This window comes from Leisingera sp. S2M4 (assembly GCF_055398055.1).
In genome coordinates this window covers 92481-108661 of sequence record NZ_AP040862.1, presented here as the reverse complement: position 1 = coordinate 108661, position 16181 = coordinate 92481, and the positions used below count along the sequence as shown (strand labels likewise).

Annotated in this window: 16 protein-coding genes and 1 pseudogene; 4 read left to right on the top strand and 13 right to left on the bottom strand. The window is 61.5% G+C overall.

Annotation, left to right across the window (positions count from 1 at the left end; translation table 11 throughout):
• Positions 1-250 precede the first annotated feature (250 nt).
• Complete coding sequence (locus ACZ52D_RS16855) at positions 251-1564, bottom strand: MFS transporter (protein WP_464443447.1); 1314 nt, start codon at positions 1562-1564, stop codon at positions 251-253.
• 420 nt (positions 1565-1984) lie between these two features.
• Between ACZ52D_RS16855 and ACZ52D_RS16850 the strand changes: the two genes are divergently transcribed.
• A complete protein-coding gene (locus ACZ52D_RS16850) occupies positions 1985-2998 on the top strand; it encodes a hypothetical protein (RefSeq protein ID WP_464443446.1) in 1014 nt (337 codons plus the stop codon).
• Between the two features lie 181 nt (positions 2999-3179).
• On the opposite strand, the gene ACZ52D_RS16845 is transcribed toward ACZ52D_RS16850, so the two are convergent.
• From ACZ52D_RS16845 to ACZ52D_RS16830, 4 genes are read right to left on the bottom strand one after another with little or no spacing between them, the layout of a single operon-like run.
• On the bottom strand, positions 3180-4934 hold the full coding sequence (locus ACZ52D_RS16845; RefSeq protein ID WP_464443445.1) for a SulP family inorganic anion transporter: 1755 nt from the start codon (positions 4932-4934) through the stop codon (positions 3180-3182).
• 52 nt (positions 4935-4986) lie between these two features.
• A complete protein-coding gene (locus tag ACZ52D_RS16840; RefSeq protein WP_464443444.1) occupies positions 4987-5904 on the bottom strand; it encodes an MBL fold metallo-hydrolase in 918 nt (305 codons plus the stop codon).
• Positions 5904-6344 (bottom strand): DUF6691 family protein, encoded by a 441-nt coding sequence (locus ACZ52D_RS16835; protein ID WP_464443581.1) that lies wholly within the window; start codon positions 6342-6344, stop codon positions 5904-5906. The genes ACZ52D_RS16840 and ACZ52D_RS16835 overlap by 1 nt, the downstream gene beginning before the upstream one ends.
• Before the next feature lies 1 nt (position 6345).
• The gene (locus ACZ52D_RS16830; protein ID WP_464443443.1) at positions 6346-6780 is read right to left on the bottom strand and encodes a YeeE/YedE family protein; all 435 of its coding nucleotides are present in this window, start codon (positions 6778-6780) and stop codon (positions 6346-6348) included.
• 100 nt (positions 6781-6880) lie between these two features.
• On the opposite strand from ACZ52D_RS16830, the gene ACZ52D_RS16825 reads away from it, so the two are divergent.
• Positions 6881-7228: an ArsR/SmtB family transcription factor gene (locus ACZ52D_RS16825; protein ID WP_464443442.1), complete on the top strand. Its 348-nt coding sequence runs from the start codon at positions 6881-6883 to the stop codon at positions 7226-7228.
• Here the strand turns inward: ACZ52D_RS16825 and ACZ52D_RS16820 are convergent.
• A pseudogene (locus ACZ52D_RS16820) lies at positions 7223-7456 on the bottom strand (hypothetical protein); the annotation flags it as partial. The gene ACZ52D_RS16825 and the pseudogene ACZ52D_RS16820 overlap by 6 nt on opposite strands.
• Before the next feature lie 203 nt (positions 7457-7659).
• Between ACZ52D_RS16820 and ACZ52D_RS16815 the strand changes: the two are divergent.
• Positions 7660-7881 (top strand): hypothetical protein, encoded by a 222-nt coding sequence (locus tag ACZ52D_RS16815; RefSeq protein WP_464443441.1) that lies wholly within the window; start codon positions 7660-7662, stop codon positions 7879-7881.
• A 366-nt stretch (positions 7882-8247) separates the two neighbouring features.
• Here the strand turns inward: ACZ52D_RS16815 and ACZ52D_RS16810 are convergent, their stop codons facing one another.
• From ACZ52D_RS16810 to ACZ52D_RS16780, 7 genes are all read right to left on the bottom strand, one after another.
• Complete coding sequence (locus ACZ52D_RS16810; RefSeq protein ID WP_464443440.1) at positions 8248-8754, bottom strand: DUF2165 domain-containing protein; 507 nt, start codon at positions 8752-8754, stop codon at positions 8248-8250.
• A 61-nt stretch (positions 8755-8815) separates the two neighbouring features.
• On the bottom strand, positions 8816-10480 hold the full coding sequence (locus ACZ52D_RS16805) for an ABC transporter substrate-binding protein (RefSeq protein ID WP_464443439.1): 1665 nt from the start codon (positions 10478-10480) through the stop codon (positions 8816-8818).
• Positions 10481-10572: 92 nt separating this feature from the next.
• Complete coding sequence (locus ACZ52D_RS16800; RefSeq protein WP_464443438.1) at positions 10573-11457, bottom strand: TauD/TfdA dioxygenase family protein; 885 nt, start codon at positions 11455-11457, stop codon at positions 10573-10575.
• A gap of 11 nt (positions 11458-11468) precedes the next feature.
• The gene (locus ACZ52D_RS16795) at positions 11469-12878 is read right to left on the bottom strand and encodes an FAD-binding oxidoreductase (RefSeq protein ID WP_464443437.1); all 1410 of its coding nucleotides are present in this window, start codon (positions 12876-12878) and stop codon (positions 11469-11471) included.
• Entirely contained in the window at positions 12875-14116 is a 1242-nt protein-coding gene (locus ACZ52D_RS16790; protein ID WP_464443436.1) for an amidohydrolase family protein, read from the bottom strand. The genes ACZ52D_RS16795 and ACZ52D_RS16790 overlap by 4 nt, the downstream gene beginning before the upstream one ends.
• Positions 14113-14904 carry a creatininase family protein gene (locus ACZ52D_RS16785; RefSeq protein WP_464443435.1) on the bottom strand — a complete coding sequence of 264 codons (792 nt, stop codon included), beginning with the start codon at positions 14902-14904 and terminating at the stop codon, positions 14113-14115. Before ACZ52D_RS16785 ends, ACZ52D_RS16790 begins: the two co-directional genes overlap by 4 nt.
• Positions 14901-15596 (bottom strand): glutamine amidotransferase-related protein, encoded by a 696-nt coding sequence (locus ACZ52D_RS16780; RefSeq protein WP_464443434.1) that lies wholly within the window; start codon positions 15594-15596, stop codon positions 14901-14903. The genes ACZ52D_RS16785 and ACZ52D_RS16780 overlap by 4 nt, the downstream gene beginning before the upstream one ends.
• A 127-nt stretch (positions 15597-15723) precedes the next feature.
• Between ACZ52D_RS16780 and ACZ52D_RS16775 the strand changes: the two genes are divergently transcribed.
• Positions 15724-16110: a RidA family protein gene (locus ACZ52D_RS16775; RefSeq protein WP_464443433.1), complete on the top strand. Its 387-nt coding sequence runs from the start codon at positions 15724-15726 to the stop codon at positions 16108-16110.
• Positions 16111-16181: the final 71 nt, after the last annotated feature.

Sequence of the window (16181 nt, the reverse complement as noted above, 5' to 3'; positions counted from 1 at the left end):
TTTGAGATCGGCCGATCCCGCAAGACAAAAGGGCGCGAGCAGTCGCAACTCCACTGGGGTCCAAGGGGAACACGTCACCAGAGCTGACCCTTGAGGGCGACTTGGCCGGGCTGCTGCGGCTGGCGGCGGGTGCGGAAGGCCGGGACACAGAGAAAGCAGCGGGCGGATAGCAGTTATGCGGGACGAACCGTTGTTCGCCGATCTGGTGCGACAGCCTGATTGTCCGGTGGGATAGCGTGGACGAAAGGTATCATTGCGTCGGCGGCGAGTTCGACCAGCGCCCTATTTGACGAGCAAGCAGCATCGCAAGGATCGCGGCGATCCCGAGACCTAGCGTTCCAACGATCCAGGAAATAGCTACCCCTGCGGTCTCCCCGATCCAGCCGAGGGCGAGCAGGCCTGCCATCGCGCCCAACTGTTTGAGAAGGGATTGGACTGATAAGATTGTAGCGCGCCGGTGGTCTGGCACCCGGGCATGGAGGATGGTCGCAGCGGGCGACTCGGACAGTCCAAGCACCACAGAGAAGAGCAGGAAGACTCCGACGAAGCCCGCAAGAGAGGTCTGCAAGGCCAAGGCGATCTGGCAAACGGCAAGTGCCGCGATCACGACCGCGAGCATAAGCGCATGACGACGCCTGAAGAGACGCCCCACCGGGCCTGCAAAGCTCGCGCCAACGGCGATTGCCAGAAAGTAACCTGCTGTCAGAAGCCCGACCACTGCGGCGGCGCGCTCGGGATCGAGCATGGCCTGCACGACGATGGGCCACAGCACCTCGACCGGATTAGTCGCGAAAAGCAGGAGCGCGAGAACGACAAGGAGCACAAGGAGCGTTCGGTCGGAGACAGCCAGCCGCATCCCGTCGCGGATCGTGCGCGGCACTGCGCGGACTTCGTGCAGGACGACGGAAGCGTACATGGGTCTAGGCCGTTCACGAACGAGCAGAACAGTGTAGACGATCACTGCCACCGTCAGTCCGAGGCCCACAGCATATGAAACGTCATAGACAGTCTGGCCGATCAGCGGGGCCGACGGTTTGTTGCTTGTGACGAGGCCGGGCAGGACTCCACCCACGATCGCCCCTAACCCTAATCCCGCGAAGTTGGCTGTCTGCGCTCGCGCGAGGAGCGGCTGGACTTCGGCTCCGGGAGCGTGCTGGCGCAGCCCTTCCACATACCAGGCATCCAGCGTGCCAGAGCGCAGAGCGCGCCCTAGCCCAACCAATGCGAATGATGCGGCGAGCGGCCAGAATGCCTTGGACAGAAGGAAAACAACGGAGGCTGCAACACTCGCAACCGTGGCGATGAGGAAAACAGGCTTGCGCCCCAGCCCGTCGGCCAGCCCACCGAAGGGCAGTTCCGTCATCAACACCACTGCGGCGTATACGGCGAAAAGCGCCCCGATCTCGCCGACGCCCAGACCTCGCTCCTGCAGCGCGAGGGCCGTTACGGCAACAGTCACGCCCATGGCAAAACGGTCGAGAAATTGGTGTCCTTGGAAGAGATACACATGCCGACGCGCTGAAGGCGGTAGCTCTACAAACGGAATATCTGCGTCAGACACCATGCCCGAGAACTTCGGTCACACGGGAACATCGTGCAACCGTCATCACCACGCATTCGCCAATCGCCACACGAATGCAGGCCGCAGTATCCAATGGATGCGGGCTCATCTCCGCTTTGGGGAGGCGCAGCGAGGGCGCCATGAGGCCGATGGCAGCCAGAACAGCCGATGATCGTAAAGGAGACCTATCGGGGCGCGTCCCAAATTTCGGAGGTAGCTGGTGCTATAGCCGAGGGCACCGACTTTTAGAGCCGAAGTGAACTGGATCGGATATTCGTTTCAGACGATAGAAATGCCAAAGTCGCATTTTATTTTCCAACATCGCCCCTAAGATGTAATTTGTTCCGTGCGCATATATGTGCCCCGTCAGCGGCGCCGATGCGGAAGGGCTAACAGAGCTTCAATCGTGAATGGATATAGAATATGGAATTGTTAATCCTAGGCTTGCTCGGACTTGCCGCAGGCAGCTTTGCTCTATTTGACAATGACGACGATCCTGTGGAAGCCCCGGACGACTCCTCCGGAGAAGCTCCAGATCCAACCACCTTTGTAACTGATGGTTCCAGCCTCATCGGCACCGCGGAAGACGACATTTTCGTTCTGGACCAGAACGCCTCCGGCCCTTTAGAAACTACCATTGATAGCGGCGACGGGGACGACATTATTGATCTGTCAGGCTGGCCTGACAGTGATGCCTCTGTCTCCGCTGACGTGTCAGGCGGTGCAGGCAATGACCAGATTTCTGGCTTTTCCGAGGGCACCATCTCCGGCGGCCAGGGCAATGATACGATCACAAGTGAACTTCTCAGTGGGACCGTTCACGGGGACGACGGCGATGACCAGATCGAAATTCTTTCGGAGGCGTCAGATATAGCCCTGGTTTTCGGAGGAGCGGGCAATGATACGATTGACGGCCTGGGATCTGACAACATCCGCATACATGGTGGCGAGGGCGATGATGTTTTACACACACGCGGTGCTCCAAGTTCAGGGGCAGGCTACGAGATCTCGTCGAACGGTGGCGATGGAAACGACACGCTGCATCATGACATCCCCTATCTCCCCATCAAGCAATTCGAGACAACCCCCGTGAATCTGGCCGGCGGATCAGGGGAAGATACATTTGAGATTTCATTTGTGAACGAGAGTGGTTCAGGCAATTCGGCAGATGATGACAGCAATCCACTGCAAGAAACCGCGATTGCATTGACTGATTTCGAACCCGGCGTTGATCAACTCAACATCAATCTTGGCGACATCGTGGAATATGATAGCCTGACGGCCGAAATGGAGGAAGTCGGCGAATTGGTCCTCACCCTCAGCGGATCAGACGGCATTCCTGACCAGCAGTTTCGCATCACCGGCGCAGGATTGACACTCGACGACGTCAACTTTTTGGGCCGCAATGTGGTGCTACACGCCAACATGATTGTCTGACCGCAAAGGGCCGGCCTTAGCCGCCGTCGCGAATAATCAGGGTTGTTGAGGGCGCGATTGACCGGTCTCAGCCCAATCCGGACGCGACCGCTAACGTCGTTCGCGGCCGACAGCCTTTGCCGGGTGGGCGGCGAGCAGCCATTCAGTGCGCACTGAACGAGTGACCGCACTGGCCGCTCGGTCAGGTGAACTGGCGAGCCGACTGGTCGGACCGGGGTCCGGGATCGGCAAGCTTGCAGACAGCTTCGTGTTGGCTAAGGAAAACGTCGCCGCTAAGCTCTTCGAGGAAATGGCTGCGCTTCAACCGATCCATCACCGGGCCTTTCACTTCGCTCAAATGCAACCGGACCCCCGCGTCATTCAGCCGGGTGTTGATTGTTTCGAGCGATTCCAGCGCCGAAAGATCGACCTCGTTCACCGCCGAGAACATCAAGACAACATCCGTCAACTCAGCCTTTTCGGCCGCAAAACGCGAGAGTTGGTCCTCCAGAAAACGCGCGTTGGGGAAATAGAGGCTCTCGTCAATGCGCAGGCTCAACACATGTGGTTGGGTCTCGACCTTATGGCGCAGTACGTTGCGGAAGTGCTCGGTACCCGGCACCCGGCCCACCACGGCTAGGTGCGGGCGCGACGTCTTGTAAAGATGCACAAATATCGAGGTCACAACCCCCGCGGTCACTCCAGCCTCGACCCCGAGGAGCAGCGTAAGAAGGATCGTCACGCTCACGGCGGCGAAATCGGCATGGCTGAAGGTCCATGCCCGTTTCAGGATCGAGAAATCGACGAGGCTCAGCACCGCGACGATAATTGTCGCGGCCAGGGTAGCCTTGGGTAGAAAATAGATCAGCGGTGTCAGGAACAGCGCGGCAAGCGCCAGGCCAACGGCGGTGAACGCCCCGGCGGCCGGTGTCTCGGCTCCCGCATCGAAATTGACGACCGATCGCGAAAATCCCCCGGTAACCGGGAAACCGCCCGTGAAAGCCGCCCCGAGATTGGCACTGCCGAGGCCGATCAGCTCTTGGTCCGGATCGATCCGCTGGCGCTTCTTGGCGGCGAGGGTCTGTGCGACCGAGATACTTTCGACGAAGCCAATGATTGATATCAGCAACGCCGGGACAAACAATTGCAGAACCAAATCGGGCGAGACAGTGGGAAAGGTAAGCGGGGGCAAGCTCTGCGGTACTTCGCCGACGATCGCTACGCCTTTTTCACCCAGCTCAAAAGCCCAGACAACCAACGTGGTGCCGACAATCGCAAGCACTGGCCCCATCTTGGCGCCAATACCTGCCAAGCGGCGCCCCAGTCCCATGCGTCTCAGCAGTGGTTCAAGCCCACCGCGCACCCAGAACAGGAACCCTGTTGAAGTTACACCCAGCACGACCGTTATCAGGTTCACCTCATTCAGATGGGTCCAGAGGCTGACGAGGATTTCAACCAAGGTATGCCCCTCAGCGTCGATCCCCAGAATATGGCGCAGCTGGCTGGCCGCAATGAGGATCCCCGAAGCGGTGATGAACCCTGCGATGACCGGATGTGACAGGAAATTCGCCAAGAAGCCCAGCCGAAACAGGCCAAGCGCAAGCAACATCGCCCCAGAGATGAACGCAAGCGTCAACGCCGCGGCAGTATAGCCTGCTGTGCCGCTTTGGGCGATCTTGCCCACCGCCGCCGCCGTCATCAGCGAGACGACCGCCACCGGCCCCACCGCCAGCGCGCGGCTGGTGCCGAAGATGGCATACAGCACGATGGGCGCGATGGAGGCATAGATCCCCGCCTCGGGCGGCATTCCTGCCAGCAGCGCATAGGCCAGCGACTGAGGGATCAGCATGATCGTAACGATCACAGCAGCCAACATGTCGCCGGTGAACTGGCCACGATCATAACGGCGTCCCCAGTCGAGGATGGGTAAATATCGGGCAAGTTGAGGGAGGGGCATTTCAGGCTATCCGTCAGAAGCAGGGCCGTCCCTAAGGACAGCCCGTTCGCGCTCAGTCAAACCGATTGACCGGTAGCTTGAGATAGTGGTTGCCATCCTCCTCCGCCGGAGGAAGTCGGCCGCCGCGGAGGTTGATCTGCAGCGCTGCAAGAATGCGGTTGGGCAGCGAGAGCGTCGCGTCGCGCTTTTGACGGCGTTTGATGTAGTCTTCGCGTTTCGTGCCATCCTTCACATGGATATTGCACGCGCGGTGTTCGTCCACCGTGGCCTCCCACTGCGGCTCCTTGCGTTCATCGGTGCCATAGTCATGCCCGATATAGAGCCGCGTACTGCCGGGAAGAGCGAGGATGTCTTGGATCGACTGCCACAACTCCTCAGTTGTGCCGCCCGGAAAGTCCGAGCGCGAGGTGCCCGCATCCGGCTGCATCAGCGTGTCGTGGACAAAGGCCGCATCGCCGCAAACGTAAGTGATCGAACCCAGAGTATGCCCTGGCGAAAGCATCACCTTTACATCCAACTCACCGATCTTGAAGGTCTCCCCCTCCCGGAACAGGTGGTCGAAGTCGCGAACGGGGTCGAAGGTATCTGGCAGGTTGTAGAGGTCAGCCCAGATCTTGGCGATTTGGGGTACCAGCGACCCGATGGCATTAGGCGCGCCCGTGCGCTCCTTCAACTGCGCCGAGGCCATGACGTGGTCCGCGTGCGGGTGAGTGTCCAGTATCCATTGCACGCTCAGGCCATTTTCCTCAACGAGATCCAGCACCTGATCCATGCTCTCGGTCGTGAACTTGTAGTTCTTCGGGTCGAAGTTCCAGACAACGTCAATGAGCGCGGCCTTCTTCGTCGTCGGGTCGGCGCAGATATACTGGATCGAGCCGGTGTCGGGCTCGTAGATTCCCCAGACATCGGGACTGCCTGCCCCGGTCGAAGGCGAGTGGCGGACGACGGCAGTGTTCAGCGGATCACTCATCAGGCGCCTCCCCTCTTTGCGGCAGGCGTGATGTCAGGCGTGTGGCGTGCGGCCCATATCCCGATGAGCATGAAGGGCACAAAGATCAGCGTGCCGGTAGCTGCCAACGGCAGGGCCGTCAGCGCCGGTCCGGGGCAGAAGCCCCCCAAGCCCCAACCCACGCCAAAGATTGCCGCTCCGGTCACGAGTTTCGGCTCCAGATCGTTGCGTGTCGGCAGGCGGAATTTACTGTCAAGAAGTGGGGTTTGAAGGTTGCGGAACAGCAGGGCGAAACCAGGCGCGGTCACGGCGATTGCACCGCCCATGACGAAGGCGAGGCTGGGGTCCCATGCGCCGAAGAGGTCGAGGAAGTTCAACACCTTGGCGGGGTTTGCCATGCCAGAGACGATAAGGCCGAGACCGAAGATCAGTCCGGAGAGAAAGGCAAGAGCTTGTTTCACTTCAACCTCCAATCACGTGACGCGTGACAAAAACGGTCACGAAGGCCGTCGCCATGAAGGTAACGGTGGCCACGATCGATCGCACCGAGCCACGGCTGATCCCGCAGACCCCGTGGCCCGAGGTGCAGCCATTTCCATAGCTCGCCCCAAAACCGACCAGCAAACCGGCCACTGCCATGAGGACCGAATTTGTAGGCACCCATTGCTGTGGCCAGCCGCCCGAGACCAGCAGCCACAGCGGCGCGGCCAGCAAAAGACCCAGCACAAACAATGCCGAGACGCCCCGCGCCTCACCATCACTCTTGCGGGCGAAAATCTTGGCGGTGAGACCGCTGATGCCAGCGATGCGCCCGTTGGTGGCCATCAGCAGAACCGCCGAAGCCCCGATCATGATGCCGCCGCCAAGCGACAGCCAGGGGGTAAATTCGGTTTCCATGTTTCGTCTCCATGCGGCGACCGCGTCCAGGTCGGACTGGCCTTGTGTCCTTCTTCTATGAAGAATATATTACACATATCTAATATTCAATAGGTGTAATATGAAGGGCGCAGACGACTTTCTCGACGGCGATATCGCGGGGGCGGCGGCCTTGATGGCGATGCTGGCTTCGAAGGCGCGCCTGGAGATCCTGTGCCGCCTGCTCGACGGCGAGCGCTCGGTCGGTGATCTGGCGCAGGTCTGCGGCGTGTCGCAATCGACCATGTCGCAGCAATTGAAGAAGCTGAAAGAAGCCGGGCTGGTAGAGGGGCGCCGCGCAGGCCAGACGATCTATTACAGCGTAAAGGGGCAAGAGGCCGTCGCCGTTCTGGAGGTACTGCACAAGCTCTATTGCACCCGCGCGGAACAAACCGGGCGCCCGAGGCAGCCCTGGGGTCAGGCTTCATAGCCAGTAGATGACGACTGCTGCGAGGGCGATGGCTGAGAGGAAGACCTTGGGACAGCGGTCATAAAGTGTCGCCACGCGCCGCCAATGTTTGAGCCTGCCAAACATGATCTCGCTTCACTGCCCGACAGTGCATTGCGAAGCAATGTCACGAGAGGGGCGGTTGCGTCGTTTGTATCGGCGCTTGTCATATTTCACCTTCGTTGTGCACTGCTTTCGGCCAAGGATGCAGGCGCCTACCCTGCATTCGTCTTGATCGGCTTCAGCCGCTGGTGCTCGACGGTCTCAGGGATGAGTTGATGACGCCCGAGGCGGTGGAGCGGTTCCGGCGCGAGTTCGCTGCGCGGCAAGCAGCAGAAGATCGAGACCGACGGTCGAGGGACGCCGACCTGCGTTAGCCCCTCGCGCGCGAGCAGAAGGCCATCGACGGCTGCATGCGGGCCATCCGCGACGATCACGCAACGCCGTCAGTCTACGCCGCGCTCAAGGACGCCGAGGAGAAGGAGGCCGTGCTGGAAGAGGAGATTGCAAACTTCTCTACCGCGGCTTCGGAGATCGCGCCGGACGCCGCCGAACTTTACCGCGCGCAGGTCGAAGCGCTTGCGGGTGCGGCGTATTCGGTAAAAGTGGTTGCGGCAGAAGGAAACTGCCGTTAACAGCGTACGGCCTCAAATGGCGCCCATGTGAGACATTTCGCTACGGTCTTGCTTTTGTCGGGGCAATCCTCTCGGCGTTGTTCTCAAAGTTGCGGCGTCATATCCGGTCAGGAGTAAAATCTGCGATAACGCCTATCTGCCTTTCTCCGAACTCTGACTTGCAGAGTATGGTGAACAGCAAAAGGCGCGGGCATGCCAAGGCATATCCGGCCTTAACCTTCCGGCCTGCGTTGTCACCGCAGAAATCTTACGGCCGCGTTTCACAACACTGGCACGCCTTAGGGCCGACAGAAGTTGCAGGAAATTCGATAGGTGTAGTCGCCCCCGCCCGGCGGGAACAGCCGCTCTTCACTTCAACCGCTTGCTTCAGAGAACAATAACGGCACCACCGACCAGCAACACAGCGTTGAGCAAGCCCCACAGCGTCATCTGGAAATGCGTGTTCTGCCCGCCTTCGTGACCGAACCAGTAGCAGAACCAGTTGCCGACGATCAGGAACCCGCACCAGGTCGCGGTGAACATCAATGTTCCGGCCAGCCCCAAAGCAATGGCCGTGTCCTGCGCCAGCCTGCCGGCAGCGGACAGGGCGAGCGCGGCTGTTCCGGCCCAGAGCGCCGCAGTGGCTGCAATTTCCCAAACGACAATGCACCGGAACAGGCCCCGGCGCAGCCTGCTGCTGGTGACCCGGCGATAGGCGACAAAGCGGTAGGCTTCCGGGTATTCCTCCCGCATGCGGGTCATATCCATGACCTCGGCGGTGTAGGTTTCATTCAGGAATGGATGCAAAAGGTTCTCCAGCGCGCCGATTGTCAGCCACGCAGCCATGAAGGCAACGCTGACGGCCTGCGCGGCCAGTACGGTGGTTTCCAGCAATGCTCTGTTCCCTGCTGCGGTCTGCCCGCCGGATCCGGTCGGCGGGCAGAGGGGTCAATAGTCAGGCTTCCCAGTACATGTACTGCGGATACAGCTCGTTGGAGATATGAATCTCAGCCCCCTTCAGGTTGCTCTTGGAATGGTTGTAGAGCGCGCGCCAATAGGGCTGGATGATGACACCTTCATCTACCATGATCTGTTCAAGCTTTGCCATGATCCGGCTGCGTGCCGCCGGGTCGGCGATGGCCAGCGCCTGTTTAACCAGCGCATCGAACTCGGCATTGGCAAAGCCGGACTCGTTCCAGTCCTGGCCGCTGCTGTAGGCGAGCGCCATAGTCTGGATGCCCAGCGGGCGGTGGTTCCAGTTCGTAACCGAGAACGGGTATTTCGCCCAATCATTCCAGAAGGTGCTGGTTGGATAGACCTTTCGCCTCACCTTGATGCCGGCATCGCGCAGCTGCGCAGCGATCGCATCGCCCGTTGCCTTCCAAAACGCGGAATCGAGCGAGATCACTTCGTGCTCAAAATCCGCCATGCCAGCTTCTTCCAGCAGCTTCATGGCACCTTCCGGGTCACGCACCGGCGCGCCGATGTCAGCGTAGTCCGGGTGGACAGGCGAGACATGGTGGTTCTCCGCAGCGCGGCCCTGGCCGCCATAGGCGATTTCCAGCACCACCTCGTTGTCCACCGCCATCGCCAGCGCCCGGCGCACCCGCGCATCAGCGTAAACGGCCTTGCCGTCGACCTTGGTGGTCTGGTTGCAGCGGGCCAGAACCGTGGCCGCGGTAACCACCTCGTGCTTCGTCCAGCCATCCAGCGAGTCGTAGGACGCCAGATAGTCGCCTTCGGTGTCGAAATTGACGTCGTATTCATCAGCTTCAGCGGCAACAAAAAACGCTGCCGGATCGGCACCAAAGTCGATAAACTCGATCCGGTCCATGAAAGCTCCGTTGCCTGCGTTCCACCATGTGTGGTCCGGGTTGCGCATCAGCGCGGCACTGTCGCCGACTCTGTAGAATTCCGGCAGATAAGGGCCGGTGCCGATCGGGTTATCCAGCATCGTGGCCTCGTCAAACGAAGGATGCACGATGGCAGCGGGGTAGTCGGCAAAGCCCGCGATCAGCGAGATATCCGGCCTCGGAAGTTTCAGCCGCACGGTGTGGCTGCCGGTCACTTCGACCGAATTGGGCAGCAGTTGCTTTGTTTCCGGGTCGATGATCACCTGCAGCTTGCCGGCCATGGCATTGCCCTCAACGGTGCCGTCGCAGAAGCGTGCAATGTTGGCTGCAACATCCTCGGCGGTGAAGGGATCGCCGTTATTCCAGGTCACACCCTCGCGCACATGAAGGAGGTAATCGGTGGCATCGTCACTGATCTCCCAGCTTTCCAGAAGGACCGGGGTGATTGTGCCATCCGAATTGTACTGCACCAGATATTCCAGCCAGCCGCGGGTGAAAGTCGCCAGTGCGTTGAAGTCGAACTTTCGCGGGTCGCGCATCGTTAGAAGCTGCTGCTGGATGCGGACGGTGCCCCCCATTTGTGCGTTGACCGCGGCCTGTGCAGGCGCAGTCAGGCCCATCATCGAATAGGCGGTTGCGGCAGTTGCGCCAAAGGAGCACGCCGTTGCCAGGAATTCCCTGCGGCTGACAGGGTCAGCTCCGAGGCGGCGGGCCTGCTGTGCAAGTGAATCCGGCAGCGGACTTCCTGTGCTGGTGAAATAGGTCATTGTTTCCCTCTCTGATGTGCCGTGAGGCTGGCCGATAGCGCTCTGCGGCGCGGTTTGGCGGTGGCCGGGAGCGCGCCCAGCCACCGCGAGGCTTAGGCAGGCATGCGAATGCTGCCGATCCCGTCGTCCTCTGTTACGGACGCGCAGATGCTGGACAGGGTGCGGGGTTGTTCATAAGGCCAGGGCGTGCCGCGGTGCAGCACAGCCCGCTGGTCCCAGATCAGCACATCGCCTACAGCCCACTGATGCGAATAAGTGAACTCCGGCTGGGTGCAGTACGCCATCAGCTCATCCAGAAGCGCCTGGCTTTCGGTCTCGTCGTAGCCGTCGACCTTGAAGGCATGGCTGGCGATATAGAGCGCTTCGCGCCCGTTCACCGGGTTGGGCCAGACCGCGTTCCAATGCTGGTCCGGCCATTTGTTGAACATCGGCAGCTCCGCCAGCTCGGGCGAGATCTTGCGCCGGGAATGACTGTAGCGGTGCCAGATGCCGCGGCCACGGATCTTTGCTTTCAACGCCTCCGGCATCGCTGCCCAGGCGGCCCGGGTGCTGGCCAGTTCCGTTGCGCCGCCCTCGGTGGTGACAACGCGGCCGATCAGAATGTTGGTAAGAGCGGGCGTGGGCAGGAAAGTGCTGTCCGAATGCCACAGGAAGTTGGACTTGAGGTTCAGCGTGTGCAGATCCATCTCTCCCGACGTGGAGCCGTCTTTCTGCACGTTGGAAACCTCGGGCACCTCGAATTTCTCTCCGGGCTTGCGCTCGTCCGCCTTGCGGTCCTCGATCGGGCCGAACAGCTGCGCCAGCGCCATGTGTTCAGCGTTGCTGATGTCCTGCGCCCGGAACAGCAGCGCCGAATGTTCTTCGAACAGCGCCCGCAGCTCAGCGAAGTTCTGTCCCGCGCTGACATCGGAAAGGGCCATCCCGCTCACTTCGACTCCGAAATGCGGCGTCAGCGGTTTTGTCTGAATGGTGGTCATATCGGGTCTCCTCAGCCCTTTGCTTTTGCTTCGATTTCTTCAGCGGAGAGATGCTTCACACCCTCCCAGGCCCGTGACTTGCCAGGGTTCAGCAACCCCTTGGGGTCCATGCGCTTTTTCCACGCGAGGTGCCGGTAGTCGGCGTTCTTCAGCCCGCCGCCCTCGACGAAATAGGTATGCGCGTCGGAAACGCTGTGTCCGTGCTGCTCGTAGATGCTGTTGATCTCGCGCAGGCGCGCCTCGTTTGAGAACCAGATGATCGGCAGGTCAAAGGCGACGATGCTGCCGTCCAGCCGGGCAAACTCATGGTGCTGCCAGACGTCATCGCCCAAGGCTGCGCCCACGGCGGCAACCGCATCCGCATTCGACGCATCCGGCACCCCGGTCTGCTGATAGGTGGCAGAGCGGTCCGCCTTCAGCACCTGCAGGGTCGTATGGTTATATGCGAACTCAAAGACATGCGGCAGCTTGGCCGCCTGCCGCTCCGCATCGTTCATTGCCAGATCCAGATGGCCGCCCTGCGCCGCAATCAGCGCGCGGAAAGCCTCCATGTCCTCCACCGGAACCAGCGAGACCAGCAGGTGCGTGCCCTCCCGCAGATGCCCCTTGAGGCGCGGGAAATAGTCAACGATCCGCGCCTCGACCGTGCTGGCCAGCTTGCAGCCGATGTCCGGCGCAGCCGCCAGCGCATAGCCTGCGGCATAGCAGTCGCGGTAGCTGTCGAAGGTGGCCATGCAGCCGATCCAGTTGCGGTGCGGCACCGTGCGCAGGGTAACCTCGGTAATCACCCCGTTCAGCCCCCAGGCGTGGTGGATCTGCAGAGCCTCCTCTGCATCGAAGACATGCTCTTGCGGATCCGCCTCCAGCGACAGCGCCTTAAGCTGGATGATATTACCCTTTTCCCGCAAGGCGCCGTTCGCGATCGACCCGATCCCTGCCGATCCGCCGGCAACGAAGCCGCCGATAGTGGCAATGTCCTGGGTCGAGGGGAACATCGCCATTTCCCAGCCCTGTTCGATCAGCGCGGCATTAACATCAGCCATAAGCGCTCCGGCCTCGGCGCGCACATAGCCTTCGCCGATCTCAAGGATGCGGTTCATCTTCGTGGTCTCGATGATCAGCCCGCCCTTCAGCGGCACCGCCTGACCGTAGTTGCCGGTGCCGCCGCCGCGCAGGGTGACCGGAACATCCGCCTCGTAGGCGCGCTGCAGGCAGTGGCGCATTTCATCCGGGGTCTTGGGTACCGCCACCAGATCGCCAAAGCATTTCTTCAGCTGCGCATTCAGAACCGGGCTGTACCAGAAAAAGTCGCGCGAGCGTTTCTTGACCAGAACCGGCTCGTCAATCACCTCCACTGGCGACAGGCTGGCGGCAAATGCGGCCCAGTCGGTGCGTGGGCTTTCCAGCGGCATCTCTGTCATTGTTGTTCTCCTTGCAAGGCCTCGGTCAAGGAGCGCGGTGCAGCACGGCTGCCCAGAATGTCTGTGACCGAGAGAGCGTCGAACAGCTGAAGATCCCCGATAGCAGCCCCGTCGACGGTTACGGGCGCAAGGCCAAGCGCCTTGCGGGCGCGGGTGGTGATCATCGGAAGGTGGCGGCCAAAGGGCGGGTCCAGATGCGCGGCCAATGCCGCCAGCGAGAGGGTCGCCAGCGGATCGTGGCTGCCCAGCGGGCAAAATGCGTCACGCACGTTGTCGGTGCCCAGCACGACGTTGACCCCGGCGGCCTGCAGTTCATGGATGCGGGTCAGCCCGCGGCGGTCCGGAGTGCCGGCGCCGCGCCCCTGCAGATACAGGTTGGTGGCGGGCAGTGCGGCCACCGAAATCCCGGCGCGGGTCAGTTTCTCCGCGATACGCTGCACCTCCGCACCGGTGCGGTTCATCAGGCTGCAGGCATGGCCGCACAGAACCGGCCCCTGGAACCCGGTTTCCAGCGCCGCATCGGCGATCATCTCCAACCCGTCGAGACCGGGCGCGAGGCCCTCGTCAACGTGGAAGTCCAGCGCAAGACCGGCTTCCTCTGCGGCACGGAAGGTGTTGAGAATTCCAACCTGCCGCTCAGGCTGGCCCAGCACAAAGGCACCCAGCACGCCGCCGCCCTGTGCCACCCGGCGGGCGCAGGCGCGGGCATTGCCGGCATCGGCCATCATGTCGGCACCGGTCAGCGCCGCCCGTTGCAGGAGCACCCCTGCCGGGGCCTCTTCCTTCAGTTCCCGCAGGATGTCCCAGGCCAAAGGTGCTGCCGCCGGGTCCTGATCAGTTCCCCAATCAACATGCGTGCGCACGGTGTCACAACCCGCCGCCAGCAGTTCCTGAAGTCCGCGGCTTGCCCGCCGGCGGATGTCCCCGGCGGTCCATGTCCCGCGGTCCCGCGCCTGAGCCGAGATTGCATCGTCCAGCCCGCCGCCGATCCCCTGCATCCGGTCGATCGTATGGCATTTGTCGAAATGCACATGCGGCTCGGTGAATTTGGGCAGCACCATCCGCTCAGGCGGAACCGTGGCTGACTCGAGCGCCACGGCCAGCCCTTTCTGCACGACAAGGTCGCCAGCCAGGCAGTCGCCCTGCAACTGCCCGCCGAACCGCTCCGGCGCCGCCACCAGCGACGCGGGAACAAGCACACCGGGCAGGCGTGCATCTGCAGGAAGGGTATCCCTCATGAGCCGTTCCTGTGATCGAAGCGGGCAAGTTCCGCAAGAAACAGCGCGAAATTGCGCCCGGCAGAGGCCAGCATCGCTTCCCCCTTTGCCGCGGTGGCCGCGGAGGCATCGCCGCACACCCCTTCGGGGTTCAGATCGCCTGCGATCCAGCCCGGTGCAGCCGGCTGGCCGGTCAGCCCGATAAAGCGGAATTGCCCGGCCCAGTCTTCCATCGCGGTCCGGAAATTCTTTGCCTTGCCCATGTCCACCAAATCAGGGCGGGCAGCCAGCATAGCCGAAGTTTCACAGTCGCCTGCGTGCAGGTCCACCGCGTAAGCGCCGGGCTCGAACAGCCCCTCCGTTTCGGCAAAGCCCGACCATGAGCAAACGGCCACGATCAGATCGTGGCTGATGCGCAATTCACGCGCTGCCACCTGCAGCAGCGCAGTATTGCCGCCATGCCCGTTGAACAACACCAGCCTGGCAACCCCTGCACGAGCCACCGAGGCACCGATGTCACGCAGCACCGCCAGCAGCGTCTCCGGCGACAGGCTCAATGACCCGGCAAAGCGGTCGTGCTCGTTGCTTTTGGTGATGGTCAGCGCGGGCAGCACCAGAACCGACTGCTCAGGGCTGAGTTCTGCAAGCATCAGCCTAACCGCCGCCTGCGTCAGGTCCGTATCGACCGACAGCGGCAGATGCGGCCCGTGCTGCTCGGTCGCCCCCAGCGGCAGCACCGCCACGCAATCTTCCGGCAAGGCGTGGAAATCCGGCGCCTTCAGCTCTGCCCAATGTCCCTGAACGCTCATGCTGCCTGCCCCAGGAAACTGTCAAGAAACCCGTTGAACCAGCGCGCCTGGGCCGCATCGTGGGCCGCCATCAGCCGGTTCTGGGTTTGCATGTCCTGCACCCCGGGCCGCCCGTAAACATGCGCTTTGCTGTCCTGCCAGCGGCGGAAGCCGGCCGGTGTCACTTCGGCATGGAATTGGAAGCCAAAGACGTTTTCTCCATAGCGGAAGGCCTGGTTCGGGTATTCTGAATTTCCGGCAAGCCGGACCGCCCCCGCGGGCAGGTCGAATGTGTGGTAGTGCGCCTGGGTAACGACCAGCGGTGCCTGCAGGAACTCTCCCGCCTCCTCAGACGGTTCAACCGGGTAATAGCCGAACTCGAAGAATTCCCGCTCCGGCGCCCCCGCCCAGGCGCCAAGATGATAGGCGAGCTGCTGGCATCCCTGGCAGATGCCGAGCAGCGGAATGCCTTCCTCCAGGCACTGCGCGATCCAGCGGTCTTCCTCCAGCAGGAACGGGTATTTGGCCGTCTCAAAGACGTCGAACAGACCGCCGTAGATCACCGATGCCGCGACCTCGCCCACGTCATCGAGGCGATCGCCCGCAAAAGGTTTCCGGGTCACGGCCTCAAAGCCGTTCGCCGCCAGCCAGGTGACGACACGGTCATCGGCAGGCTCATCGCCATGGCGCACCAATAGGACACGCGGTGCCATATTCCCCTCCTTCAGAGAATTGGTTTTGCGTGGCCCTGATGTTGATCTGTGCCAGAGAGTGCCTTTAGGCTTGCAAACTCTCCTGCGTCTTGCAAGCCTTTTGAGGTACCTGAGAAAAGGAAATGAAATGAGAGCCTTAAACCCAGGCACCATTCGGCCGCCCTTCGCCGCCTATGCGCATGGAACGGAGATTCCGGCTGGTAAACGGGTCGTCGTAACCTCCGGTCAGCTGGGCATGAAGCCGGATGATTCGATCCCCGAATGCAGCTATGAACAGGCCCTCATCTGCTTCGAAAACATCCGGGAAATCCTGCGGGAAGGGAATATGGAGCCTGCTGACATCACCCATATCTCGGCCTATGTCACCAGCCGCGAGCACATGGCCGGCTATATGCGCGCGAGGGACGAATTCCTGGCCGGAACCGGGCGGGTCCCAAGCTCGACCCTGCTGATCGTTTCAGGTTTCACACGGGAAGAGTTCAAGGTCGAGGTAGAGGTGATGGCAGCGAAGTAGGCAGGCTTGCCCGCGGCCCTGGCGCTTGCCGCGGAATGAAGCCCGCTCCGCTGGACGGCCACGCCCGGCGC

What these genes read in the sequence shown, in the direction of transcription:
- ACZ52D_RS16775 (WP_464443433.1), top strand. Translation starts at nt 15,724, where the DNA reads ATGAGAGCCTTAAACCCAGGCACCATTCGGCCGCCCTTCGCCGCCTAT.
- ACZ52D_RS16840 (WP_464443444.1), bottom strand. Translation starts at nt 5,904, where the DNA reads ATGAGTGATCCGCTGAACACTGCCGTCGTCCGCCACTCGCCTTCGACC.
- ACZ52D_RS16845 (WP_464443445.1), bottom strand. Translation starts at nt 4,934, where the DNA reads ATGCCCCTCCCTCAACTTGCCCGATATTTACCCATCCTCGACTGGGGA.
- ACZ52D_RS16830 (WP_464443443.1), bottom strand. Translation starts at nt 6,780, where the DNA reads ATGGAAACCGAATTTACCCCCTGGCTGTCGCTTGGCGGCGGCATCATG.
- ACZ52D_RS16790 (WP_464443436.1), bottom strand. Translation starts at nt 14,116, where the DNA reads ATGAGGGATACCCTTCCTGCAGATGCACGCCTGCCCGGTGTGCTTGTT.
- ACZ52D_RS16825 (WP_464443442.1), top strand. Translation starts at nt 6,881, where the DNA reads ATGAAGGGCGCAGACGACTTTCTCGACGGCGATATCGCGGGGGCGGCG.
- ACZ52D_RS16795 (WP_464443437.1), bottom strand. Translation starts at nt 12,878, where the DNA reads ATGACAGAGATGCCGCTGGAAAGCCCACGCACCGACTGGGCCGCATTT.
- ACZ52D_RS16805 (WP_464443439.1), bottom strand. Translation starts at nt 10,480, where the DNA reads ATGACCTATTTCACCAGCACAGGAAGTCCGCTGCCGGATTCACTTGCA.
- ACZ52D_RS16785 (WP_464443435.1), bottom strand. Translation starts at nt 14,904, where the DNA reads ATGAGCGTTCAGGGACATTGGGCAGAGCTGAAGGCGCCGGATTTCCAC.
- ACZ52D_RS16780 (WP_464443434.1), bottom strand. Translation starts at nt 15,596, where the DNA reads ATGGCACCGCGTGTCCTATTGGTGCGCCATGGCGATGAGCCTGCCGAT.
- ACZ52D_RS16800 (WP_464443438.1), bottom strand. Translation starts at nt 11,457, where the DNA reads ATGACCACCATTCAGACAAAACCGCTGACGCCGCATTTCGGAGTCGAA.
- ACZ52D_RS16855 (WP_464443447.1), bottom strand. Translation starts at nt 1,564, where the DNA reads ATGGTGTCTGACGCAGATATTCCGTTTGTAGAGCTACCGCCTTCAGCG.
- ACZ52D_RS16850 (WP_464443446.1), top strand. Translation starts at nt 1,985, where the DNA reads ATGGAATTGTTAATCCTAGGCTTGCTCGGACTTGCCGCAGGCAGCTTT.
- ACZ52D_RS16815 (WP_464443441.1), top strand. Translation starts at nt 7,660, where the DNA reads ATGCGGGCCATCCGCGACGATCACGCAACGCCGTCAGTCTACGCCGCG.